This is a genomic window from Pseudomonas sp. P1.31 (assembly GCF_001269815.1).
GTDB classification, from domain to species: Bacteria; Pseudomonadota; Gammaproteobacteria; order Pseudomonadales; family Pseudomonadaceae; genus Aquipseudomonas; species Aquipseudomonas rustica.
Genome location: NZ_LHVN01000033.1, coordinates 200,435 through 223,316, shown reverse-complemented (window position 1 = coordinate 223,316; position 22,882 = coordinate 200,435). Strand labels below are relative to the sequence as shown.

Genomic DNA, 22,882 nt, shown 5'->3' with positions numbered 1-22,882 from the left:
GACCCCCTATACTGCAAGGCTTGAGGGTAAGAGCTCCGGGTAATTCCCTTGTCAGAATTGGGGCTTTTCATTACCATTCGGCAAAATTTTTATAAGTAACATTGATTTATTTAGTAGATGCCTGATTTAACAGGCCACAAAAGCTGATGGGAGAGGACTGAATGAGCAATGACGGCGTGAATGCAGGCCGGCGTCGCTTCTTGGTAGCAGCCACATCCGTGGTGGGTGCTGCAGGAGCGGTGGGGGCTGCGGTCCCGTTCGTGGGGTCATGGTTTCCCAGTGCCAAGGCGAAAGCCGCCGGTGCACCGGTGAAAGTGAATGTCAGCAAAGTCGAGCCAGGACAGCAGATGATTGCTGAATGGCGTGGCCAGCCGGTGTTCATTGTCCGCCGTACCAAGGAAATCCTGGATAATCTGAAAAAGATCGAGGGCCAGCTCTCCGATCCTGAATCCAAAAACTCCACGCAACCCACCTATGTCGACCCTGAAGTGCGATCGATCAAGCCGGAAATTCTGCTGCTGATCGGGATCTGCACACACCTGGGTTGCTCACCGACCTTCCGTCCCGAAGTGGCACCTGCGGATCTGGGTAAAGACTGGGTAGGCGGTTATTTCTGCCCTTGCCACGGTTCCCACTACGATCTGGCTGGCCGCGTCTACAAGTCGCAACCTGCGCCTTTGAACCTGCCAGTTCCCCCGCATTCCTATGAGACCGATGACCTGATTGTCATTGGCGTCGATACGGAGAAAGCGTGATGAGCAAGTTCATGGATTGGGTTGATGCGCGCTTTCCCGCGACGAAAATGTGGGAAGACCATCTCAGCAAGTATTACGCGCCAAAAAACTTTAACTTCTTCTATTTCTTCGGCTCTCTGGCACTGCTGGTTCTGGTCAATCAGATCGTCACCGGTGTCTGGCTGACGATGAGCTACACGCCGTCGGCAGAAGAAGCGTTCGCTTCCGTTGAATACATCATGCGCGACGTCGAGTACGGCTCGATTTTGCGTCTGTTGCACTCGACCGGCGCTTCGGCGTTTTTCATCGTGGTCTATCTGCACATGTTCCGTGGCTTGCTTTACGGTTCGTACCAGAAACCGCGTGAACTGGTCTGGGTGTTCGGCATGCTGATCTACCTGGCGCTGATGGCCGAAGCCTTCATGGGTTATCTGCTGCCATGGGGTCAGATGTCCTACTGGGGTGCCCAGGTGATCATCTCGCTGTTCGGTGCGATACCGGTGATCGGTAACGACCTGACCCAGTGGATTCGTGGTGACTACCTGATCTCCGGCATCACCCTGAACCGCTTCTTCGCCTTGCACGTAGTTGCGCTGCCGATCGTGATTCTCGGTCTGGTGGTGTTGCACATTCTGGCGCTGCACGAAGTGGGTTCGAACAACCCTGACGGCGTCGACATCAAGAAGCACAAAGACGAAAACGGCATCCCGCTGGACGGCATCGCCTTCCACCCGTACTACACCGTGAAAGACATTGTCGGTGTCGTGGTGTTCCTGTTTATCTTCTGCTTCATTGTGTTCTTCTTCCCGGAAATGGGCGGCTACTTCCTCGAAAAACCAAACTTCGAGCAAGCTAACCCATTCAAGACACCAGAGCATATTGCGCCGGTTTGGTACTTCACACCGTTCTACGCAATCTTGCGGGCAATCCCGGACAAGCTCATGGGCGTTATCGCCATGGGCGCGGCGATTGCGGTGCTGTTCGTGCTGCCGTGGCTGGATCGAAGCCCGGTCAAATCGATGCGCTATAAAGGCTGGATGAGCAAAATCTGGCTGGTGGTGTTCTGCATTTCGTTCGTGATTCTCGGCATTCTCGGTGTGCTTGCGCCGACGCCGGAGCGAACCTTGCTGTCGCAGGTCTGCACCTTCCTGTACTTCGCCTACTTCATTCTGATGCCGTTCTACACCAGGCTCGAGAAGACCAAACCGGTTCCGGAAAGGGTGACTGGCTGATGAAAAAGTTATTTTTTGCTCTGATTTTTGCTGCGTTGCCTGTCTTGTCGTTCGCTGCTGAACACGGTGCGGAGCTGGAAAAAGTCGACATCGATGTCGCCGATAAAGCTGCTTTGCAGGACGGTGCGCGCACTTTCGCCAACTACTGCATGGGTTGCCACAGCGCCAAGTTCCAGCGTTACGAGCGCGTTGCCGATGACCTCGGCGTGCCGCACGAACTGATGCTGGAGAAACTGGTGTTCACCGGTGCCAAGATCGGTGATCACATGACCATCGGCATGCAGCCGGCGGACGCCAAAACCTGGTTCGGCGCAGCACCACCGGATCTGACGTTGGTGGCTCGCGTGCGTGGCACCGACTGGCTCTACGGTTACCTGAAGTCGTTCTACGAAGATCCGGCACGCCCATGGGGTGTGAACAACAAGGTCTTCCCGAACGTCGGCATGCCTAACGTACTGGTCGGCCTGCAAGGTCGTCAGGTGGTGGGCTGCAAACAGGTGCAGATCGTCGAAGACGGCAAGAAGCAATATGATCCGTTGACCGGTACGCCGCTGACCCATGAAGCGTGCGATCAATTGACCATCGTGCCGAAATCCGGTGCTCTGAACGAAGAGCAGTTCGATGAGAAGGTCAAGAATCTGGTAACCTTCCTGGCTTACTCGGCTAACCCGGTTAAGCTGCAACATCAGCGCATCGGTACCTACGTCTTGCTGTACCTGGCGTTCTTCTTTGTGTTCGCCTACCTGCTCAAGCGTGAATACTGGAAAGACGTGCACTGATACGCTTCAAAGCATTGCTGTTAATCGCGCGCGCCCAAGGGCGCCTCCGATAACGCAACGTCTGGTTCGCCGGATATTGCGGGAGGCGCCCTCTGGGCGCGCGCGTTTTTCCGGTTCCAATCATTTCAACAAGCGAGGAGGATCGCCATGGGCGTGACCAATCGGTTGGCCTGTTACTCCGACCCCGCCGACCACTATTCCCACCGAGTGCGCATCGTGCTTGCAGAGAAGGGTGTCAGCGCCGAAATCATTTATGTGGAAGCTGGACGTCAGCCGCCTAAACTGATTGAGGTGAACCCTTACGGAAGTCTGCCTACGCTGGTCGATCGTGACCTTGCGCTGTGGGAGTCGACTGTGGTGATGGAATATCTGGATGAGCGTTACCCGCACCCGCCGTTGTTGCCGGTTTATCCAGTGGCGCGTGCCAATAGCCGACTGCTGATTCATCGTATTCAGCGCGACTGGTGTGGTCTGGTGGATCTGATTCTTGATCCAAAGTCCAAAGAGGCCGCGCGTGTCGTGGCGCGCAAGGAGTTGCGTGAAAGCCTGACGGGCGTGTCGCCGCTGTTTGCCGACAAGCCGTTTTTCCTCAGTGAGGAACAAAGTCTGGTGGATTGCTGCCTATTGCCAATACTCTGGCGTTTGCCGATTTTGGGTATTGAACTGCCGCGGCCAGCCAAGCCGCTGCTTGATTACATGGAGCGCTCGTTTGCGCGTGAGGCTTTCCAGGCGAGTCTGTCTGGTGTCGAACGCGATATGCGCTAAGGCTTAAGGAGCCGCTATGAACTCCAGTCGACCTTATTTGGTTCGCGCGCTCTATGAGTGGATTGTGGATAACGATTGCACCCCGCACATGCTGGTCAATTCCGAGTACCCGGCGGTGCAAGTGCCGCAGGGTTTCGCCAGTGACGGGCAGATTGTCCTGAACATCTCGCCAAGTGCCGTACGGCATTTGCACATGGACAACGACGTGGTGACCTTTGAAGGTCGCTTCGGTGGCGTTCCGCACAGCTTGTACGTGCCGATTGGCGCCATCCTGGGGATCTACGCCCGGGAGAACGGTCAAGGCATGGTGTTTGATCTCGAGTCGCCGATGGATGACGAGGAAGAGATCGAGTCGGATGACGACTTGCCACCACCGGACAGCGAACCGCCGCGCCCAACAGGCCGGCCAAGTTTGAAAGTGGTGAAATAAAAAAAGGCGATCCGGATGGATCGCCTTTTTCATGCGCATCTCAAAACTGCATACGCATCTCAAACTGCATACACATCTCAAAACTGTAGGAGCTGCCGAAGGCTGCGATCTTTTGATCCTGATCTTTTAAAGCAAGATCAAAAGATCGTCCGATCGCGGCCCGAGCCTTCGGCAGCTCCTACACGAAGAGGCGTATCAGTCGATGTATTCGAACAGCTTCACAATCTTCTGTACGCCGGAAACGCCCTGCACCAGGTTAGTTGCCTGAGTGGCTTCCTGTTTGGTCAGCAGGCCCAGCAGGTAGACGATACCGTTCTCGGTCACGACCTTGATGCGCGAGCCGGGAATGCTGGCATCGGTGAGCATCTGCGTCTTGATCTTGGAGGTCAGCCAAGTGTCGTTCTGGCGAGCCAGGAAACCGGACGGCGGAATAACCTGCAGCTCGTTATGCACGGTTTTTACCCGTTGAACAGCGGCTGCGGCCTGTTCGGCCTTGGCTTTCAGGTCGGCACGAGGCGTTTGGCCGGCGAGCAGAACAACGCCGTTGAAACTGGTCACGACGATGTGTGAATCGTTGTCCAGCGCCGGGTCGGCCTTCGCCACGTTCACACCCACTTTGGTTTCAATCAACGAGTCGTCGATCTTGCTGCCGAAGGTGCGCGTGCCACGGTCGTCATCGATCGGTGCTTCACGGCTGGCGTTCACCACCGAGGTGCAGCCGCTGATGCCGAGGCACAGGGTCAAGGCCAGAAGGCCAAGGCGATTAGGGGTCATTCTTCACTCCCGAACAGTTGGCTGTCGATCAGATCGCAGAGGCAATGGATCGCCAGCAAGTGGACTTCTTGAATACGTGCAGTGACATTGGCCGGAACGCGAATCTCGACGTCCTCGGGCAGCAACAGCGAGGCCATGCCGCCGCCATCGCGTCCGGTCAAAGCTACGACAATCATTTCGCGATCATGTGCGGCCTGGATCGCTTGAATAATGTTCGCCGAGTTACCGCTGGTCGAAATCGCCAGCAGGACATCGCCTGGCTGACCGAGCGCACGGATCTGTTTGGAGAACACTTCGTTGTAGCTGTAGTCGTTGGCGATCGAGGTGATCGTCGACGTGTCGGTGGTCAGGGCAATGGCCGGCAGGCTTGGGCGCTCGCGCTCGAAGCGGTTGAGCAGCTCCGAAGAGAAGTGCTGGGCGTCACCGGCCGAGCCGCCGTTGCCGCACGAAAGCATTTTGCCTTCGTTGAGCAGGGCGTTGACCATGATCTGGCTGGCTTGCTCGATGTGCGGTGCAAGTACGTCCATCGCCTGTTGCTTGGTGTCGATACTGGCCTGGAAAAGCTGGCGAATTCGGGATTGCATGTCCATCTGTGTGACCTTAAGTAGCGCGGCTATTCGGCACATGAAAGTGCAGCCCGCAAAGCAAAGAGCAAAATTTGTCGGTGGGATTGTCCGGATTGCAGCGCCGACGATCAACTGTCGAAAGCATTCTGCAACCAGTTCAGCTGACTCGGATGGCTGTCGATGGCCACCACGTCGAAGCGGCAGGGGGAATTGGCCCAACGCGACTCGCGCTGAAGAAAATACTGTGCGGCAAAAATCAGTTTCTGCTGCTTGCGCCCATCGATGCTAGCGAGCGCGCCACCCCATTGAGTGTTTTTTCTGTAGCGAACTTCAACGAATACTACTGTATCGCCATCAAGCATGACCAGATCAAGCTCGCCGCGTTTACAAAACCAGTTCTGCGCCAACAGGCGCAGACCTTGTTGTTGCAGATGCTCGAGCGCCTGGCGCTCGGCATCCTTACCGCTTTGCGAGCGTGACCTGTCGGGCATTAGCGCGGGGTGTCCGGCAGGCGCTGCACCTGACCGCTGACGAACTGTGCCCAAGGCAACTGACGCACAACGCGCTGAGTCTGGGTCATGCCGAGGCTGCCCGACTCACCGTCGATGCGGCTGTCCGGCAATGCCTTGAGCTGATCCAGACGCGGTGCCAGGCGATAGGCGTCAACACCCATCGCGTACAGGCGGCCGAGGCTGCCGGCAGCTTGCGGCCACTGTGCAACCACTTGCTGACGCAGTGGGTCGCTGTTGTCCAGCAACCATGGGGTTTCGCAGAAGCGAATGCCGTTCATGTCGTTGTACTGGTTGACGTCGCCGCTGGCGCTGTAAACGTGCGAGGTGGCGTAAACCGGAACATCACCAGCGTACTGGAAGTTAAGGGTTGGCTTGATCTGCTGCGCCTGTTGCGGCGTGGCGGCGAGGAAGATGAACTCGATGTCCTGACGACGCGAAGGCTGTGCGGCGACGTTAGTGCCGGCAGCGTTTTGCAGGCTCTTGGCGCGCGCTTCGCTCTGACGCAGTTGGAACATGTCGGCGATTTGCTGAGCCAGTTGCACCGGCTGATCAACGCGCTCGGTGGCAACGATGGTGCCGCCGTTAGCCTGCCAGTCCTGGCTGAACGCGCGCATGACGCGGTCGCCCCATTCGCCTTTCGGCACCATGATCGCGGCGCGGTGCAGGCCATCAGCACGGGCGCGGCGCGACACTTCGCGGGCTTCGTCTTCAGCAGCCAGACCAAACTGGAACAGTTGCGCCGGGCCTTGATCGCCTTCGCTGTAGTTTAGCGCGAGGGTGGTGATCGGCAATTGCGGGCGAGTGCTCAGCTGTTTGACCAGTGGTTTTTCCAGCGGCCCGACGACCAGTTGCACGCCGTCAGCCTGAGCCTTGCGGTAGAACTCGTCCATCGAGGTCAGTTTCGAGCTGTCGTAGAACTCGATCGCGGGTGGCTTCTGCCCGGCCTGTTGCGCCTGATAGTGCGCCGCCATGAAACCTTCACGCAGTGCTTTGCCGACGGCAGCCAGTTGGCCATCTTGTGGCAGCAGCAGGGCGATTTTGCTCAGGGGCTGGCTGGCCAGTTCCTTGAGTTTGGTCAGCGGCTGCGGCAGGTTGATCGCAGCAGGGTGCTTTGGATTCTGCGCGCGCCAGGTGTCGATCGCAGCTTGCTGCTGTTCCAGCGTACCGGCGGATTTCACCGCCAGTGCCAGGCCCATCCAGCCGCCGAGGTCGTCGGTGGTGTTGGCTTGCAGTTGATCGGTCGGCAGCGAGGCAATCAGTGTCCAGATCGCTTCGTGGTTTTTGCTGGCGGCTTCCCCCTTCAGCATCGGCGCGATAAAGACGCGCTCGCGAGCGGCAGCCAGGGTCTGACCATCGGCTTCAAGGGCACGGGCGTGAACGGTGCCGGTGCGCACTTGCTGCTCTTCAGGCATTTCGCCCAGATGCTGCAGGCTTGGATGGCTCAGAGCGGTCAGCGCGGCTTTCGGCTGATTGCGCGTCATCGCCAGTTCCGCGTTCAGCGTGCTGGCGAAAATCTGCTGGCCGGGCTTCAGTTGCTCCATCGGCACTTGTTGCAGGATTTGCGCGGAGCGTCCGGCATCGCCCTGGTGGTAAGCCAGATCTGCCGCGCTCAGGCGCAACAGGGCAGCTTTTTCCGGGGTACTCGCCTGGCTGGCCTGCGCGAGCAGTTGCTCGATGCTGGCGTCCGGAGTCCGTGGAAGTTCGCCAAGGCTGGAGGAAGGGGAGCTGGCGCAGGCCGCCAATAAGGCAGCGAGGCAGAGGGCAGTGAACAGCCGCAGGCAAGCGATCATGTAAGTGTTCCTGATACTCGATCAAATTAGCGTGGAATTGTACCCAAGCACTGGCCGGGGCGCGATGTTAGTGGCGTGAAACGGTCAATTTAGCTGGAGTAAATGTTGCGGCGCTGCGTTACAGCGTGCAAAACCGTGCTCGGGCAGAGCGCAACGCAAGCCTCGTGACGCGCTACAATGGCCGCTTTTACCGATCATGAGGTGTGCGCTTTGACTGCTCCAGGTTCCCCGAATTCCGCTGCTGGCTCGCTTTATGTGGTGGCGACGCCCATCGGCAACCTGGACGACATCAGCGCCCGGGCACTGAAAATCCTGCGTGAAGTGGCGTTGATCGCTGCCGAAGACACCCGCCACTCGGCGCGCCTGATGCAGCACTTCGGTATTTCCACGCCGCTGGCCGCTTGTCACGAACACAATGAACGAGATGAAGGTAGCCGCTTTATTACCCGTCTGCTGGCGGGCGACAACGTTGCGCTGATTTCCGATGCGGGCACGCCGCTGATTTCCGATCCGGGTTATCACCTGGTGCGCCAGGCCCGTGCCGCCGGGATCGCGGTGGTACCGGTGCCGGGGGCGTGCGCGTTGATCGCCGCGTTGTCGGCGGCGGGGCTGCCATCCGATCGCTTTATCTTCGAAGGTTTCTTGCCGGCCAAGTCGGTCGGGCGCAAGGCGCGACTGCAAGCGGTCAAAGAAGAGCCGCGCACGCTGATCTTCTACGAAGCTCCGCACCGCATTCTTGAATGTTTGCAGGATATGGAAGAAGTGTTCGGTGGTGAGCGTCAGGCACTGTTGGCTCGCGAAATCACCAAGACCTTCGAGACGCTTAAAGGCTTGCCGCTCACGGAACTGCGCGAGTTTGTTGAATCCGACAGCAATCAGCAGCGTGGCGAATGCGTGGTGCTGGTGGCGGGCTGGACGGCGCCGGAGTCTGAAGATGCGGTCAGCAGCGAGGCGATGCGCGTGCTGAATCTGCTGCTCGAAGAGATGCCACTCAAGCGTGCCGCCGCTCTCGCCGCGCAAATCACCGGCGAGCGCAAAAACGTGCTGTATCAGGTCGCGCTGGAGAAACAGAAGGGCGAGTAACCCGTCGCGCAGACAGGTTTTGCGGCTATTAGCGCTTGTTCTTCGGGCGCTCTGCCGTTAACCTTCGCGGCGGAGAGTCGATCGGACAGTCGCTGCCCTCTATGAAAATTAGGGGGGGGAGGAAAGTCCGGGCTCCATAGGGCGAAGTGCCAGGTAATGCCTGGGAGGCGTGAGCCTACGGAAAGTGCCACAGAAAATAACCGCCTAAGCGCTTCGGCGCCGGTAAGGGTGAAAAGGTGCGGTAAGAGCGCACCGCACGTCTGGCAACAGTTCGTGGCTAGGTAAACCCCACTTGGAGCAAGACCAAATAGGGTCCCAAGGCGTGGCCCGCGCTGGGACCGGGTAGGTTGCTAAAGATGTCCAGTGATGGCCATCGTAGACGAATGACTGTTCAAGACAGAACCCGGCTTACAGATCGACTCTCCACCTTTTTCTTTCCCTGCTTGAATCAATAGCAACAGGGCTGTGTAATATCAGCAGACCTGCTCTGAAAGTCCGGCAGCGGCAAACGCAGTAATAGCCATTTCCCACCGTGCTTCAATCAACAGCAGAAGCGCTTTTGTAATACCGAAAAAATCTTACTCTTAACAAATTACTTTAACTTCCGAGCGCAGCTTCCAGTGCTGCATCAAGTTATTGGTCAAAACTATCCGCCAATTTGTCGTTACCCCTCCTTTTATGTTCCTAAATCTCCGTTCTGTAAGGGTTTTCCTTTACTCCGCGCCTTGACGGTGTGGTGGGCGCATTCCTATAGTGTGCGCAAGTGGCGGAAAGTGGCATGAAGTGGGTTTTTTGAGCTCAAAACGATAAAAATTGGAGAAACGCTGACGTGTTTCGCGGAGCTAACGCTATCAGTCTCGATGCAAAGGGCCGTCTCGCTATGCCGAGCCGGTACCGCGACGAGCTCGTTTCGCGTAGTTCCGGCCAATTGATCGTGACCATTGATGCCGTTGATCCATGCCTGTGTGTCTATCCGCTCGATGAGTGGGAAATTATTGAAACCAAGTTGCGCGCACTTCCTTCGCTTCGCGAAGAGAACCGTCGGCTGCAACGTTTATTGATTGGTAATGCCGTCGATCTCGAACTCGATGGCAGTGGTCGTTTTCTGGTTCCACCGCGTCTGCGCGAATACGCCAAGCTCGATAAGCGCGCGATGCTGGTAGGCCAACTGAACAAGTTCCAATTGTGGGACGAGGATGCATGGGACGCGGTATCTGCCGCTGACCTTGCTGCTATTCAACAACCGGGCGCCATGCCTGATGAACTGCGTGATTTGATCCTGTGACTATTGATAGCGGCTTTAACCACATCACCGTACTGCTCGACGAAGCCGTGGAGGCTCTCGCCGTACGTCCTGATGGATGCTATCTGGACGGTACGTTCGGTCGCGGCGGACACAGCCGGCTGATCCTCAGCCAGCTCGGAACAAATGGTCGTCTCATCGGATTCGACAAAGATCCACAAGCGATTGCCACCGGGCAAACGCTAGCGGCCGAAGACGGCCGCTTTGTCGTTGTGCAGCGCAGCTTTGCCGAGCTCGGTTCGGTGGTTGCCGAGCAGGGTCTGAGCGGCAAGGTCAGCGGCATTCTGCTCGACCTCGGCGTCTCTTCGCCGCAGCTCGACGACGCTGAACGCGGCTTCAGTTTCCTCAACGACGGTCCGCTGGACATGCGCATGGATCCGTCCCGAGGCATCAGCGCTGCCGAATTCGTCAACACCGCGCCGGCTGAAGAAATCGCCCGGGTGTTCAAGGAATACGGCGAAGAACGTTTCTCCGGTCGCATGGCTCGTGCCGTTGCCGAACGTCGCGATATCACGCCGTTCGAGCGCACCGCCGATCTGGCCGAAGTGCTCAAGGTCGCCAACCCGGCGTGGGAAAAGGGCAAGAACCCGGCCACCCGTGCGTTCCAGGGTTTGCGCATTCACGTCAACAACGAACTGGGCGATCTGGAAGCCGGCCTCGAAGCCGCGCTGGACGCACTGGAAATCGGTGGTCGTCTGGTGGTGATCAGCTTCCACTCGCTGGAAGACCGCATCGTCAAACTGTTCATGCGCAAATTGGTGAAAGGCGAAGCCGACAACCTGCCGCGCAACCTGCCGGTTCGTCACGTAGCGTTCGAACCGAAAATCAAAGTCCATGGCAAAGCGCAGACGGCCTCCGACGCCGAACTCAAAGCCAACCCACGTTCCCGTAGCGCCGTCATGCGCGTCGCGGAGAAGTTGCGGTGAGCAAGCTTTTCGCCAAGCCATTGCCCGGCGGCAGCTTTTTGATGCTGCTGCTGTTTATCGGCGTGCTCGTGTCGGCCATCGGCGTGTCTTACAGCGCGCACTGGAACCGCCAGTTGCTCAACAATCTTTATAACGAACTCAGCGTGCGCGACAAGGCACAGGCCGAGTGGGGCCGTTTGATTCTTGAACAAAGCACCTGGACCGCGCACAGCCGGATCGAAGTGCTGGCCAGCGAACAGTTGAAAATGCACATTCCGGGCGCGGCTGACGTGAAGATGGTGGCGCCATGATGAAACTCGAAGGCGCACTCTTCCCGTGGCGCTTCCGCCTGATGGTGGCGCTGCTCGGCGTGATGGTCGCAGCAATCTGCTGGCGCATCATCGACCTGCAAGTGGTTGACCGTGACTTCCTCAAAGGTCAGGGCGACGCACGCAGTCTGCGTCACATCCCGATTCCGGCTCACCGTGGTCTCATCACCGACCGTAACGGCGAGCCTTTGGCCGTCAGTACCCCGGTGACCACCCTGTGGGCCAACGCCAAGGAAATGCAGTCGGCCAAAGAGAAATGGCCGGCGCTGGCGGCAGCCCTGGGTCAGGATCCGAAAGCCCTGACCGAGCGTCTCGAAGCTCAGGCCAACAAAGAATTCATTTACCTGGTGCGCGGGCTGACCCCCGAGCAGGGTCAGGCTGTGCTTGATCTGAAAGTGCCGGGCGTTTACGGCATCGAAGAATTCCGCCGCTTCTATCCGGCCGGTGAAGTCACTGCGCACATGGTCGGGTTTACCGACATCGATGACCACGGTCGTGAAGGCGTCGAACTCGCCTACGACGAGTGGCTCGCCGGTGTGCCGGGCAAACGGCAGGTCATCAAGGATCGGCGCGGTCGGCTGATCAAGGATGTCCAGGTCACCAAAAACGCCAAGGCCGGCAAGCCCTTGGCGTTGTCCATTGACCTGCGTCTGCAATACCTGGCCAACCGCGAGTTGCGTAACGCAATCATCGAAAACGGCGCCAAGGCCGGCAGTCTGGTGATCATGGACGTGAAGACCGGCGAGATCCTCGCCATGGTCAACCAGCCGACCTACAACCCGAACAACCGTCGCAACCTGCAACCGGCAATGATGCGTAACCGCGCGATGATCGACGTGTTCGAGCCGGGTTCGACCATGAAAGCCATCTCGATGAGCGCCGCGATCGAATCCGGCCGCTGGAAACCGACCGACACCGTCGAGGTGTATCCGGGTACTTTGCAGATTGGCAAGTACACCATCAAAGACGTTTCGAGAACCGAAGGTCCGGTGCTGGACATGACCGGCATCCTGATCAATTCCAGTAACGTCGGCATGAGTAAGGTCGCGTTCGACATCGGCGGCGAAACCATTTATCGCCTCGCACAGAAAGTCGGCCTCGGCCAGGACACCGGCCTCGGCTTCCCGGGCGAGCGCGTCGGCAACCTGCCGAACTACCGCGAGTGGCGCAAGGCTGAAACCGCAACCCTGTCTTACGGCTACGGTATTTCCGTGACCGCGATTCAGCTGGTGCACGCGTTCTCGGCGCTGGCCAACAATGGTCGTCTCGCGCCGCTGACCCTGATCAAAACCGACAAGCCGCCGCAGACTACGCAAGTGCTGCCGGAAGCCGTCGCGAAAACCATGCAAGGCATGCTCACCCAAGTGATCGAAGCACCGCGCGGTGTATTCCGTGCGCAGGTGCCGGCGTATCACGTGGCCGGCAAGTCGGGTACTGCACGTAAAACATCGGTGGGCACCAAGGGCTACGCCGAAAACTCCTATCGCTCGCTGTTCGCCGGTTTCGGCCCGATGAGCGGTCCGCGTTACGCCATCGTTGTGGTGATCGACGAACCAAGCAAGGCCGGCTACTTCGGTGGTCTGGTATCGGCGCCAGTGTTCAGCCGCGTGATGTCCGGCACCCTGCGTCTGATGAACGTGACCCCGGACAATCTGCCGGCGACACAACAGGCCAACGCCACCCCGGTCATACCGCTGAAAGCCAATGGAGGGCGCGGCTGATGTCATTAAGTCTGAACAAGATATTCCCCCACGCCGGCCACGATCTGTTGATCCGTGAATTGGCGCTGGACAGCCGTAACGTACGCGCTGGCGATCTGTTCCTCGCCGTGCCGGGCGGCAAATTCGATGGCCGTGCGCACATCGCTGATGCACTGCAACGCGGTGCTGCCGCTGTAGCTTATGAAGTCGAAGGCGCCACTGTGCTGCCGATCACCGACGTGCCGCTGATCCCGGTCAAGGGCCTCGCTGCGCAACTGTCGGACATCGCCGGGCGTTTTTACGGTGAGCCAAGTCATCACCTGAACCTGGTGGGCGTGACCGGCACCAACGGTAAAACCAGCGTGACCCAACTGGTTGCGCAGGCGCTGGATCTGCTCGGTCAACATTGCGGCATCGTCGGCACGCTGGGTTCCGGCTTCTATGGCGCACTGGAAAGCGGTCTGCACACCACGCCGAACCCGATTGCCGTACAAGCGACATTGGGCGACCTGAAAAAGGCCGGCGCCAAAGCCGTGGCCATGGAAGTCTCGTCCCATGGTCTGGATCAGGGCCGCGTCACTGCACTGGCGTTCGACGTCGCGGTGATGACCAACCTGTCCCGCGATCATCTGGATTATCACGGCACCATGCAGGCTTACGCCGAGGCCAAGGCCAAGCTGTTCGCCTGGAATGATCTGAAGTGCCGCGTGGTCAACCTCGACGATGATTTTGGCCGGCAACTGGCTGCTGAAAAACGTGAGTCGCGTTTGATCACCTATAGCCTGCTCGACAGCAGCGCCTATTTGTATTGCCGCGAAGCGCAGTTCGACGACCACGGTGTGCGCGCCACATTGGTCACGCCGCAGGGCGAACATCATCTGCGCAGCACGCTGCTCGGTCGCTTCAACCTGAGCAACGTGCTGGCTGCGGTCGGCGCATTGCTCGGTCTGGATTACGCGCTCGACGAAATTCTCAAAGTGCTGCCGAAACTCGAAGGCCCGGCCGGACGCATGCAGCGTCTTGGCGGTGGCACGCAACCGTTGGTGGTGGTCGATTACGCCCACACCCCGGACGCACTGGAAAAAGTACTGACCGCGTTGCGCCCGCACGTCAAAGGTCAACTGCTGTGCCTGTTCGGCTGCGGCGGTGATCGTGATCGCGGCAAGCGTCCGTTGATGGCCGAAGTGGTTGAGCGTCTGGCTGATCAGGTTGTGGTCACCGACGACAACCCGCGCACTGAAGAACCAGCGGTGATTTTCGACGACATCCGCGCCGGTTTCACGGCTGTGGATAAAGTCACCTTCGTCGCCGGCCGTGGTCAGGCGATTGCACAACTGATTGCCGGCGCGTCGGCCGATGACGTGATCGTCCTGGCCGGTAAAGGTCACGAGGACTATCAGGAAATCAACGGCGAGCGCCACGCTTTCTCCGACTTGGTCGAGGCTGATCATGCCCTGACCGCTTGGGAGGTGGCCCATGCTTAAGGCCCTGAAACTCAGCGAACTGACTAACGCCCTCGATGCCCGTTTGATCGCTGGCGATGCCAGCTTCGACGGCGTCAGCATCGACAGCCGTGCGATCCAGCCAGGCCAACTGTTTATTGCGCTGACCGGCCCGCGTTTCGACGGTCATGACTATTTGAATGACGTCGCCGCCAAAGGCGCGGTGGCTGCGCTGGTCGAGCGTGAAGTCGCCGACAGCACCTTGCCGCAATTGCTGGTCAAGGACACCCGTCAGGCCCTCGGCCAGTTGGGCGCCTTGAATCGCGCCGCGTTCACTCAGCCTTTAGCGGCGGTGACCGGTTCCAGCGGCAAAACCACGGTCAAGGAAATGCTCGCGAGCATCCTGCGCACGCGCGGCCCGGTGCTGGCGACCCGTGGCAACCTGAACAATGACCTCGGCGTACCGCTGACCCTGATCGAACTGGCCGCGGAACACACCTCGGCCGTGATCGAACTGGGCGCCTCGCGTCTGGGTGAAATCGCCTACACCGTCGGCCTGACCAAGCCGCACGTAGCGATTCTGAACAATGCCGGCACCGCTCACGTCGGTGAGTTCGGCGGCCCGGAAAAAATCGTCGAAGCCAAAGGCGAAATCATCGAAGGGCTGGCGGCCGATGGCATCGCCGTGCTCAACCTCGATGACAAGGCTTTCGGTATCTGGAAGACCCGCGCTGCCGGTCGCAAGGTGTTGACCTTTGCCCTGAGCAACACGCAGGCGGACTTTTACGCCAGCGACCTGACCACTGATGCGCGTGGTTGCCCGGCCTTCAATCTGCACACACCTGAAGGTGTCGAGCGCGTTCAACTGAACCTGCTCGGCACCCATAACGTCGCCAATTCCATGGCCGCCGCCGCTGCCGCGCACGCCTTGGGCGTGTCGCTGTTCGGCATCGCCACCGGCCTTGGCGCGGTGCAACCGGTCAAGGGTCGCACCGTCGCGCAACTGGCGAAAAACGGCATGCGCGTGATCGATGACACTTACAACGCAAACCCCACCTCGATGTGCGCGGCCGTTGATATACTCGCCGGCTTTTCCGGCCGCACCGTCCTGGTGCTCGGGGATATCGGCGAGTTGGGCGATTGGGCGGAGCAGGGGCACCGCGACGTGGGCGAGTACGCCCGGGGCAAGGTTTCCGCGCTTTACGCCGTCGGGCCAAACATGGTTCACGCCGTCAACGCATTCGGTGAACAGGCGCATCACTTCGGCACGCAAGCCGAGCTGATCCAGGCCCTCGACGCCGAGCAGGACACAAACACCACTATTTTGATCAAGGGTTCGCGCAGTGCAGCGATGGAAAACATCGTTGCGGCTCTGTGCGGATCCAGTCTGGAGAAACATTAATGCTGCTGCTGCTAGCGGAGTATCTGCAACAGTTCTACAAAGGCTTCGCGGTCTTTCAGTACCTGACCCTGCGCGGGATTCTCGGTGTGCTGACCGCGCTGGTTTTGTCGCTGTGCTATGGCCCGTGGATGATCCGCACCCTGCAGAACCGTCAGATCGGTCAATCCGTGCGTAACGATGGCCCGCAATCGCACCTGTCCAAGTCGGGCACCCCGACCATGGGCGGCGCGCTGATTCTGTCTTCGATCGGCGTCAGCACTTTGCTTTGGGCTGACTTGAGCAACCGCTACGTCTGGACTGTGTTGCTGGTGACCCTGCTGTTCGGCGCCATCGGCTGGGTCGACGATTACCGCAAAGTCATCGAGAAGAACTCCCGTGGCTTGCCGAGCCGCTGGAAGTATTTCTGGCAGTCGGTGTTCGGCCTCGGCGCGGCGATCTTCCTTTATATGACCGCGTCCACCCCGGTGGAAACCACGCTGATCCTGCCGATGCTCAAGGACTACAGCATTCCGCTGGGCCTCGGTTTCATCGTGCTGACCTACTTTGTGATCGTCGGTTCGAGCAACGCGGTCAACCTGACTGACGGTCTCGACGGTCTGGCGATCATGCCCACCGTGATGGTTGGCGGTGGCCTGGGCATCTTCTGCTACCTGTCGGGTAACGTGAAATTCGCTGAATACTTGCTGATCCCTTATGTGCCGGGCGCGGGCGAACTGATCGTGTTCTGCGGCGCGCTGATCGGTGCCGGCCTGGGCTTCCTCTGGTTCAACACCTATCCAGCGCAAGTGTTCATGGGCGACGTCGGTGCCCTGGCACTTGGCGCGGCACTGGGCACCATCGCGGTGATCGTCCGTCAGGAAATCGTCCTGTTCATCATGGGCGGCGTGTTCGTGATGGAAACCCTGTCAGTCGTCATTCAGGTTGCGTCCTTTAAGCTGACCGGTCGCCGTGTGTTCCGCATGGCACCGATCCACCACCATTTTGAACTCAAGGGCTGGCCCGAGCCGCGCGTGATTGTCCGTTTCTGGATCATCACCGTGATTCTCGTGTTGGTTGGCCTTGCCACCCTGAAGCTGAGGTAGAACGAGTGTCTCTGATCGCTTCTGACCACTTCCGCATCGTTGTCGGCCTCGGCAAGAGCGGCATGTCCCTGGTTCGCTTCCTGGCGAACCGGGGCACGTCGTTTGCCGTGGCGGACACGCGGGAAAATCCACCGGAACTGGCCACGCTCAAGCGTGACTATCCGCACGTGGAAGTGCGTTGTGGCGAGCTGGACGTCGAATTCCTCTGCCGTGCCGACGAGCTCTACGTGAGCCCCGGCCTGGCACTGGCGACCCCGGCCCTGCAAGCCGCTGCGGCCCGTGGCGTGAAACTGTCCGGCGACATCGAGCTGTTCGCGCGTAACGCGCAGGCGCCGATCGTGGCCATCAGCGGTTCCAACGCGAAAAGCACCGTCACCACCCTGGTCGGCGAGATGGCGGTTGCGGCGGGCAAACGCGTCGCCGTCGGCGGCAACCTCGGCACCCCGGCGCTGGACTTGCTCAGCGACGACATCGAGCTGTACGTGATGGAGCTGTCGAGCTTCCAGCTGGAAACCACTGACCAGCTCAACGCTGAAGTGGCGACCGTGCTGAACATCAGCGAAGACCACATGGATCGCTACAGCGGCCTGCCGGCTTACCACTTGGCCAAGCACCGGATCTTCCGGGGTGCCAAGCAGTTCGTGGTCAACCGTCAGGATGCACTGAGCCGTCCGCTGATGGGCGAAGGCCAGCCATGCTGGACGTTCGGCCTGACCAAACCTGATTTCAAAGCCTTCGGTATCCGCGAAGAAGACGGCGAGAAGTATCTGGCCTTCGAATTCCAAAACCTGATGCCAGTGTGCGAATTGAAGATTCGTGGCGCGCATAACCAGTCCAACGCCCTCGCGGCGCTGGCACTCGGTCATGCGGTCGGCCTGCCGTTCGATGCGATGCTCGCGGCGCTGCGCAACTTCGCCGGTCTCGAACATCGTTGCCAGTGGGTGCGTGATCTCGACGGCGTGGCTTACTACAACGATTCCAAAGCCACCAACGTCGGCGCCGCACTGGCTGCCATCGAAGGCCTGGGCGCGGACATCGATGGCAAGGTCATCCTGATCGCCGGTGGCGATGGCAAGGGTGCCGAATTCAACGATCTGCGTGATCCGGTTAGGGCCAACTGCCGCGCCGTGATCCTCATGGGCCGCGACTCCGACAAGATCGGCGCCGCCATCGGTGATGCCGTGCCACTGATCCGCGCGACCTCGCTGGTCGATGCTGTCGCGCAATGCCGCGCCGCTGCCCAGCCGGGTGACGTGGTGCTGCTGTCGCCAGCCTGCGCCAGTTTCGACATGTTCAAGAATTATGAAGACCGTGGTCACCAGTTCGTCCGCGCTGTGGAGGAATTGGCATGAGCCTGCGCAATATCATCAAACCGTATCCGTCGCCGATCATCACCGGGCGCGGTATCGACCTCGATTTCCCGATGCTCGCCGGTTGCCTGGCGCTGCTCGGTCTCGGTTTGATCATGATCGCCTCGGCGTCCACCGAAGTGGCGGCCGCGCAGTCGGGCAGTCCGCTGTATTACATGATTCGCCACCTTATATATGTGGTGCTGGGTTTGGGCGCGTGTGTCATCACCATGATGATTCCAATTGCTACCTGGCAGCGCCTCGGCTGGTTGATGCTGCTCGGCGCGTTCGGTTTGCTGGTGATGGTGATCGTCCCCGGCATCGGCCGAGAAGTGAATGGTTCGATGCGCTGGATCGGTTTCAGCTTCTTCAACGTGCAGCCGTCCGAAATCGCCAAAGTATTCGTGGTGATCTACCTCGCCGGTTATCTGGTGCGGCGTCAGAAAGAAGTGCGCGAGAGCTGGATGGGCTTCTTCAAGCCGTTCATCGTGCTGCTGCCGATGGCCGGTCTGTTGCTGATGGAGCCGGACTTCGGTGCCACCGTCGTGATGATGGGCGCTGCGGCGGCAATGCTATTCCTTGGCGGGGTCGGGCTGTTCCGTTTCTCGCTGATGGTGGTGTTGGCGGTCGGGGCGGTGGTCTTGCTGATTCAGATGCAGCCGTATCGTATGGCGCGTCTGACCAACTTCGCTGACCCTTGGGCTGACCAGTTCGGCGCCGGTTATCAACTGTCGCAAGCGTTGATCGCCTTCGGTCGCGGTGAATGGCTCGGCGTGGGCCTGGGCAACAGCGTGCAGAAGCAGTTCTACCTGCCGGAAGCGCACACCGACTTCGTGTTCTCGGTTCTCGCTGAAGAGCTGGGCGCGGTCGGTTCGCTGTGCACCGTGGCCCTGTTCGTGTTCGTGTGTATTCGCGGCATGTACATCGGCTTGTGGGCGGAGAAAGCCAAACAGTATTTCGCAGCTTATGTGGCCTACGGCTTGTCGTTCCTGTGGATTGGTCAGTTCCTGATCAACATCGGGGTGAACGTCGGCCTGCTGCCAACCAAGGGTCTGACCTTGCCGTTCCTCAGTTACGGCGGCAGTTCGTTGGTGATCTGCTGTGCCTGCCTCGGCTTGTTATTGAGGATCGAGTGGGAGAGTCGAACCCACTTGGGCAGTGAAGAAATGGAATTCCATGAGAGCGACTTCGCTGAGGAGCCGAATCATGGGCGCTAACGTGTTGATCATGGCCGGCGGAACCGGCGGCCACGTGTTCCCGGCGCTAGCCTGTGCCCGCGAGTTTCAGGCGCGCGGCTACACCGTGCACTGGCTCGGCACGCCACGCGGAATTGAAAACGAATTGGTACCGGCTGCAGGTCTTCAACTTCACCGCATCAACGCCAGCGGTCTGCGCGGCAAGGGCAAGCTGTCGCTGCTCAAGGCGCCGTTCATGCTGCTGAAATCGGTGTGGCAGGCGCGGGCGATCATTCGCCAGTTGAAACCAGTGTGTGTGGTCGGCTTTGGTGGTTATGTGACTGGTCCCGGCGGGCTTGCCGCGAAACTGGCCGGCGTGCCGGTGATCGTTCACGAGCAGAACGCTGTGGCCGGCACCGCCAATCGGTTGCTGGTGCCGTTCGCCGCCCGGGTGTGTGAAGCGTTCCCCGACACCTTTACTCTGTCGGACACCCGCCGTACCACCGGAAACCCGGTGCGCAGCGAGCTGTTCCTCGAAACATCGCGCCCGGCTCTGGCTGGTCGCAAAGCGCGTTTGCTGATCCTTGGCGGAAGCCTTGGCGCAGAACCGTTGAATAAATTGCTGCCTGAAGCCCTGGCCCAAGTCGCTGCCGATTTGCGCCCGGAAGTGTTTCATCAGGCCGGTAAAAACCACGATGAAGTGACTGCGGAGCGCTACCGCGCCGCCGGCGTCGAAGCGCAGGTGCAGCCGTTCATCAAAGACATGGCCCAAGCCTATGGCTGGGCCGACCTGGTGGTGTGCCGCGCAGGCGCGTTGACCATCAGTGAGCTGGCTGCCGCCGGTCTGCCCTCGATGCTGGTGCCTTTGCCCCACGCGATCGACGATCACCAGACCCGCAACGCCGATTATTTGGCCCGTGAAGGCGCAGCCTTCCTGATGCCGCAAAGAACGACTGGTGCCGCGGATCTTGCCGCGCGCCTGACAGAGGTCTTGATGCAACCGCAACGACTCGAAGATATGGCCCAAGCGGCCCGCCGTCTGGCGAAACCCGATGCCACCCGTAGCGTGGTCGATACCTGTCTGGAGGTGGCCCATGGTTGAGAATCAGAAAGCCATGCCGCAACCGGAAATGCGCCGCATCCGTCGCATCCACTTCGTCGGTATCGGCGGCGTGGGCATGTGCGGTATTGCCGAAGTGTTGTTGAACCTGGGCTACGAAGTGTCCGGTTCCGACCTGAAAGCTTCGCCGGTCACTGAGCGTCTGGAATCGTTCGGCGCGCAGATCTTCATCGGCCACCGTGCCGAGAACGCCGCGACCGCCGATGTATTGGTAGTGTCGAGCGCTGTGAACACCTCTAACCCGGAAGTCGCGACCGCCCTTGAGCGTCGTATTCCAGTAGTGCCGCGGGCCGAAATGCTCGCCGAGCTGATGCGCTATCGCCACGGCATCGCCGTCGCCGGTACGCACGGCAAAACCACCACCACCAGCCTGATCGCTTCGGTGTTCGCCGCCGGTGGTCTGGATCCGACCTTCGTCATCGGTGGTCGTCTGAATGCTGCGGGCACCAATGCCCAGCTCGGCACCAGCCGTTACCTGATCGCCGAAGCCGATGAAAGCGACGCGAGCTTCCTGCACCTGCAACCGCTGGTGGCCGTGGTCACCAACATCGACGCCGACCACATGGCGACCTACGACGGTGACTTCAACAAACTGAAGAAAACCTTCGTCGAGTTCCTGCACAACCTGCCGTTCTACGGTTTGGCCGTGATGTGCCTGGACGACCCGGTCGTGCGCGAAATCCTGCCGCTGGTGAAACGTCCGACCGTGACTTACGGCTTCAGCGAAGACGCTGACGTCCGCGCGATCAATGTGCGTCAGCAAGGCATGCAAACCTTCTTCACCGTGCTGCGCCCTGACCGCGAGCCGCTGGACGTTTCCGTGAACATGCCGGGCAATCACAACGTGCTCAACTCGCTGGCGACCATCTGCATTGCGTCCGATGAGGGCGTCAGCGATGAAGCCATCGTTCAGGGCCTGTCGGGTTTCCAGGGTGTCGGTCGACGCTTCCAGGTCTACGGCGAACTGCCGGTGGACGGTGGCCACGTGATGTTGGTCGACGACTACGGTCACCACCCGACCGAAGTCGCGGCCGTGATCAAAGCCGTACGCGGTGGCTGGCCGGAACGCCGTCTGGTGATGGTGTATCAACCGCACCGTTATAGCCGCACCCGCGACCTGTACGACGATTTCGTCAATGTACTGGCCGACGCCAACGTGCTGCTGCTGATGGAAGTTTATCCGGCCGGCGAAGAGCCGATCCCGGGCGCCGACAGCCGCAAGCTGTGCAACAGCATCCGCCAGCGCGGTCAGCTCGACCCGATCTACATCGAGCGTGGCGTTGATCTGGCACCGCTGGTCAAGCCGCTGTTGCGTGCCGGCGACATCCTGCTGTGCCAGGGCGCGGGTGATATCGGCGGTCTCGCGCCGAAGCTGTTGAAAAGTGAATTGTTCGCTGGCGCCGTGGCGGCGTCGGTCGAGGGGAAGTTGAAATGACTGCTGCCTACGCCAAGCTGTTCTCCACCATCGCGCCGAAAGACTTCGGCCGCGTCGCCGTGCTCTTCGGCGGCTTGAGTGCCGAGCGTGAGGTTTCGCTGAAATCCGGTAACGCCGTTCTCGATGCGCTGCAGAGCGCTGGTGTGGACGCGTTCGGTATCGACGTTGGCGCCGACATTCTGCAACGTCTGCTGAGTGAAAAAATCGACCGCGCCTTCATCATTCTTCACGGCCGTGGCGGTGAAGACGGCTCCATGCAGGGCCTGCTCGAAGTGGCCGGCATTCCCTACACCGGCAGCGGCATTCTGGCCTCGGCACTGGCGATGGACAAACTGCGCACCAAGCAGGTCTGGCACAGCCTCGGGATTCCGACGCCGCGTCACGCCGTGCTGTGCAGCGAAGCCGATTGTATTTCTGCGGCGACGGAACTGGGCTTCCCTTTGATCGTCAAACCGGCCCATGAAGGTTCAAGTATCGGGATGGCCAAAGTGAGTTCTGCGTCCGAGTTGATCGACGCATGGAAAGCGGCCAGTACCTACGATTCGCAAGTGTTGGTTGAGCAATGGATTCAAGGTCCGGAGTTCACCATCGCCACCCTGCGTGACCAGGTGTTGCCTCCAATCGCCCTGGGTACACCGCACACGTTTTACGACTACGACGCCAAGTACATCGCCAACGATACCCAGTACCGCATTCCGTGCGGGCTGGATGCCGCCAAGGAAAAGGAACTCATGGATCTCACGGCCAAGGCCAGTGAGGCGCTGGGGATTGCCGGTTGGGGCAGGGCGGACGTGATGCAGGACGCCGACGGGCAGTTCTGGTTCCTGGAAGTGAACACCGCACCGGGCATGACCGATCACAGTCTGGTGCCGATGGCGGCCCGTGCTGCCGGTCTGGATTTCCAGCAACTGGTACTGGCCATTCTGGCCGCCAGTGTTGAAGGCGCAGTCACTCAAGAGGCGCGAGGTTAAGACC

The 22,882-nt window shown here is 59.7% G+C and carries 22 protein-coding genes and 1 other RNA gene; 19 read left to right on the top strand and 4 right to left on the bottom strand.

All coding sequences use genetic code 11. The features are described 5' to 3' along the window. The first annotated feature begins 161 nt into the window (after positions 1–161). The 5 genes from petA to AD669_RS22155 all read left to right on the top strand — a co-directional run bounded on the left by petA (position 162) and on the right by AD669_RS22155 (position 3,940). Positions 162–755 carry a ubiquinol-cytochrome c reductase iron-sulfur subunit gene (gene petA, locus AD669_RS22175; RefSeq protein WP_053123662.1) on the top strand — a complete coding sequence of 198 codons (594 nt, stop codon included), beginning with the start codon at positions 162–164 and terminating at the stop codon, positions 753–755. Next, positions 755–1,966 (top strand): cytochrome bc complex cytochrome b subunit, encoded by a 1,212-nt coding sequence (locus AD669_RS22170; protein ID WP_016985147.1) that lies wholly within the window; start codon positions 755–757, stop codon positions 1,964–1,966. The genes petA and AD669_RS22170 overlap by 1 nt, the downstream gene beginning before the upstream one ends. Next, complete coding sequence (locus tag AD669_RS22165; RefSeq protein ID WP_053123660.1) at positions 1,966–2,745, top strand: cytochrome c1; 780 nt, start codon at positions 1,966–1,968, stop codon at positions 2,743–2,745. The genes AD669_RS22170 and AD669_RS22165 overlap by 1 nt, the downstream gene beginning before the upstream one ends. 147 nt (positions 2,746–2,892) lie before the next feature. Continuing rightward, on the top strand, positions 2,893–3,510 hold the full coding sequence (locus AD669_RS22160) for a glutathione S-transferase N-terminal domain-containing protein (protein WP_047303097.1): 618 nt from the start codon (positions 2,893–2,895) through the stop codon (positions 3,508–3,510). Between the two features lie 16 nt (positions 3,511–3,526). Next, the gene (locus AD669_RS22155) at positions 3,527–3,940 is read left to right on the top strand and encodes a ClpXP protease specificity-enhancing factor (protein ID WP_053123658.1); all 414 of its coding nucleotides are present in this window, start codon (positions 3,527–3,529) and stop codon (positions 3,938–3,940) included. Positions 3,941–4,135: 195 nt separating this feature from the next. On the opposite strand, the gene AD669_RS22150 is transcribed toward AD669_RS22155, so the two are convergent. From AD669_RS22150 to AD669_RS22135, 4 genes are all read right to left on the bottom strand, one after another. After that, entirely contained in the window at positions 4,136–4,714 is a 579-nt protein-coding gene (locus tag AD669_RS22150; protein ID WP_007917023.1) for a BON domain-containing protein, read from the bottom strand. Beyond that, a complete protein-coding gene (locus tag AD669_RS22145; protein WP_008082788.1) occupies positions 4,711–5,304 on the bottom strand; it encodes a phosphoheptose isomerase in 594 nt (197 codons plus the stop codon). The genes AD669_RS22150 and AD669_RS22145 overlap by 4 nt, the downstream gene beginning before the upstream one ends. A 104-nt stretch (positions 5,305–5,408) precedes the next feature. After that, a complete protein-coding gene (locus tag AD669_RS22140; RefSeq protein WP_053123656.1) occupies positions 5,409–5,771 on the bottom strand; it encodes a YraN family protein in 363 nt (120 codons plus the stop codon). Next, positions 5,771–7,582: a penicillin-binding protein activator gene (locus tag AD669_RS22135; protein WP_053123654.1), complete on the bottom strand. Its 1,812-nt coding sequence runs from the start codon at positions 7,580–7,582 to the stop codon at positions 5,771–5,773. The genes AD669_RS22140 and AD669_RS22135 overlap by 1 nt, the downstream gene beginning before the upstream one ends. A 177-nt stretch (positions 7,583–7,759) precedes the next feature. Between AD669_RS22135 and rsmI the strand changes: the two genes are divergently transcribed. The 14 genes from rsmI to AD669_RS22070 all read left to right on the top strand — a co-directional run bounded on the left by rsmI (position 7,760) and on the right by AD669_RS22070 (position 22,878). Beyond that, positions 7,760–8,665, top strand: coding sequence for a 16S rRNA (cytidine(1402)-2'-O)-methyltransferase (gene rsmI / locus AD669_RS22130; protein ID WP_082341488.1), 906 nt, complete (start codon positions 7,760–7,762; stop codon positions 8,663–8,665). Between the two features lie 73 nt (positions 8,666–8,738). Further along, positions 8,739–9,092, top strand: an RNA gene (gene rnpB / locus AD669_RS22520) — RNase P RNA component class A. Positions 9,093–9,494: 402 nt separating this feature from the next. Then, a complete protein-coding gene (mraZ, locus tag AD669_RS22125; protein ID WP_008147486.1) occupies positions 9,495–9,950 on the top strand; it encodes a division/cell wall cluster transcriptional repressor MraZ in 456 nt (151 codons plus the stop codon). Beyond that, positions 9,947–10,894 (top strand): 16S rRNA (cytosine(1402)-N(4))-methyltransferase RsmH, encoded by a 948-nt coding sequence (rsmH, locus tag AD669_RS22120; RefSeq protein WP_053123652.1) that lies wholly within the window; start codon positions 9,947–9,949, stop codon positions 10,892–10,894. Before mraZ ends, rsmH begins: the two co-directional genes overlap by 4 nt. Then, positions 10,891–11,184: a cell division protein FtsL gene (ftsL, locus tag AD669_RS22115; RefSeq protein WP_053123650.1), complete on the top strand. Its 294-nt coding sequence runs from the start codon at positions 10,891–10,893 to the stop codon at positions 11,182–11,184. Before rsmH ends, ftsL begins: the two co-directional genes overlap by 4 nt. Further along, complete coding sequence (locus AD669_RS22110; protein WP_172680157.1) at positions 11,184–12,923, top strand: penicillin-binding protein 2; 1,740 nt, start codon at positions 11,184–11,186, stop codon at positions 12,921–12,923. Before ftsL ends, AD669_RS22110 begins: the two co-directional genes overlap by 1 nt. Then, positions 12,923–14,386: a UDP-N-acetylmuramoyl-L-alanyl-D-glutamate--2,6-diaminopimelate ligase gene (locus AD669_RS22105; protein WP_053123646.1), complete on the top strand. Its 1,464-nt coding sequence runs from the start codon at positions 12,923–12,925 to the stop codon at positions 14,384–14,386. The genes AD669_RS22110 and AD669_RS22105 overlap by 1 nt, the downstream gene beginning before the upstream one ends. After that, positions 14,379–15,746: a UDP-N-acetylmuramoyl-tripeptide--D-alanyl-D-alanine ligase gene (gene murF, locus AD669_RS22100; RefSeq protein WP_053123644.1), complete on the top strand. Its 1,368-nt coding sequence runs from the start codon at positions 14,379–14,381 to the stop codon at positions 15,744–15,746. Before AD669_RS22105 ends, murF begins: the two co-directional genes overlap by 8 nt. Continuing rightward, entirely contained in the window at positions 15,746–16,828 is a 1,083-nt protein-coding gene (mraY, locus tag AD669_RS22095) for a phospho-N-acetylmuramoyl-pentapeptide-transferase (RefSeq protein ID WP_008082775.1), read from the top strand. Before murF ends, mraY begins: the two co-directional genes overlap by 1 nt. 5 nt (positions 16,829–16,833) lie before the next feature. Next, a complete protein-coding gene (gene murD / locus AD669_RS22090; RefSeq protein ID WP_053123642.1) occupies positions 16,834–18,180 on the top strand; it encodes a UDP-N-acetylmuramoyl-L-alanine--D-glutamate ligase in 1,347 nt (448 codons plus the stop codon). After that, complete coding sequence (gene ftsW / locus AD669_RS22085; protein WP_053123640.1) at positions 18,177–19,394, top strand: putative lipid II flippase FtsW; 1,218 nt, start codon at positions 18,177–18,179, stop codon at positions 19,392–19,394. Before murD ends, ftsW begins: the two co-directional genes overlap by 4 nt. Next, positions 19,384–20,454, top strand: a complete 1,071-nt coding sequence (gene murG, locus AD669_RS22080) for an undecaprenyldiphospho-muramoylpentapeptide beta-N-acetylglucosaminyltransferase (protein ID WP_053123638.1) — start codon at positions 19,384–19,386, stop codon at positions 20,452–20,454. The genes ftsW and murG overlap by 11 nt, the downstream gene beginning before the upstream one ends. Continuing rightward, positions 20,447–21,907: a UDP-N-acetylmuramate--L-alanine ligase gene (murC, locus tag AD669_RS22075; RefSeq protein ID WP_053123636.1), complete on the top strand. Its 1,461-nt coding sequence runs from the start codon at positions 20,447–20,449 to the stop codon at positions 21,905–21,907. The genes murG and murC overlap by 8 nt, the downstream gene beginning before the upstream one ends. Beyond that, entirely contained in the window at positions 21,904–22,878 is a 975-nt protein-coding gene (locus AD669_RS22070) for a D-alanine--D-alanine ligase (protein ID WP_053123634.1), read from the top strand. Before murC ends, AD669_RS22070 begins: the two co-directional genes overlap by 4 nt. The last annotated feature ends 4 nt before the right edge of the window (positions 22,879–22,882 follow it).

Bases quoted from the DNA above. Each gene is read 5' to 3' on its own strand.
- petA (WP_053123662.1), top strand. From the start codon at position 162: ATGAGCAATGACGGCGTGAATGCAGGCCGGCGTCGCTTCTTGGTAGCA.
- AD669_RS22170 (WP_016985147.1), top strand. From the start codon at position 755: ATGAGCAAGTTCATGGATTGGGTTGATGCGCGCTTTCCCGCGACGAAA.
- AD669_RS22165 (WP_053123660.1), top strand. From the start codon at position 1,966: ATGAAAAAGTTATTTTTTGCTCTGATTTTTGCTGCGTTGCCTGTCTTG.
- AD669_RS22160 (WP_047303097.1), top strand. From the start codon at position 2,893: ATGGGCGTGACCAATCGGTTGGCCTGTTACTCCGACCCCGCCGACCAC.
- AD669_RS22155 (WP_053123658.1), top strand. From the start codon at position 3,527: ATGAACTCCAGTCGACCTTATTTGGTTCGCGCGCTCTATGAGTGGATT.
- AD669_RS22150 (WP_007917023.1), bottom strand. From the start codon at position 4,714: ATGACCCCTAATCGCCTTGGCCTTCTGGCCTTGACCCTGTGCCTCGGC.
- AD669_RS22145 (WP_008082788.1), bottom strand. From the start codon at position 5,304: ATGGACATGCAATCCCGAATTCGCCAGCTTTTCCAGGCCAGTATCGAC.
- AD669_RS22140 (WP_053123656.1), bottom strand. From the start codon at position 5,771: ATGCCCGACAGGTCACGCTCGCAAAGCGGTAAGGATGCCGAGCGCCAG.
- AD669_RS22135 (WP_053123654.1), bottom strand. From the start codon at position 7,582: ATGATCGCTTGCCTGCGGCTGTTCACTGCCCTCTGCCTCGCTGCCTTA.
- rsmI (WP_082341488.1), top strand. From the start codon at position 7,760: ATGGCCGCTTTTACCGATCATGAGGTGTGCGCTTTGACTGCTCCAGGT.
- AD669_RS22110 (WP_172680157.1), top strand. From the start codon at position 11,184: ATGAAACTCGAAGGCGCACTCTTCCCGTGGCGCTTCCGCCTGATGGTG.
- AD669_RS22105 (WP_053123646.1), top strand. From the start codon at position 12,923: ATGTCATTAAGTCTGAACAAGATATTCCCCCACGCCGGCCACGATCTG.
- murF (WP_053123644.1), top strand. From the start codon at position 14,379: ATGCTTAAGGCCCTGAAACTCAGCGAACTGACTAACGCCCTCGATGCC.
- mraY (WP_008082775.1), top strand. From the start codon at position 15,746: ATGCTGCTGCTGCTAGCGGAGTATCTGCAACAGTTCTACAAAGGCTTC.
- ftsW (WP_053123640.1), top strand. From the start codon at position 18,177: ATGAGCCTGCGCAATATCATCAAACCGTATCCGTCGCCGATCATCACC.
- murG (WP_053123638.1), top strand. From the start codon at position 19,384: ATGGGCGCTAACGTGTTGATCATGGCCGGCGGAACCGGCGGCCACGTG.
- murC (WP_053123636.1), top strand. From the start codon at position 20,447: ATGGTTGAGAATCAGAAAGCCATGCCGCAACCGGAAATGCGCCGCATC.
- AD669_RS22070 (WP_053123634.1), top strand. From the start codon at position 21,904: ATGACTGCTGCCTACGCCAAGCTGTTCTCCACCATCGCGCCGAAAGAC.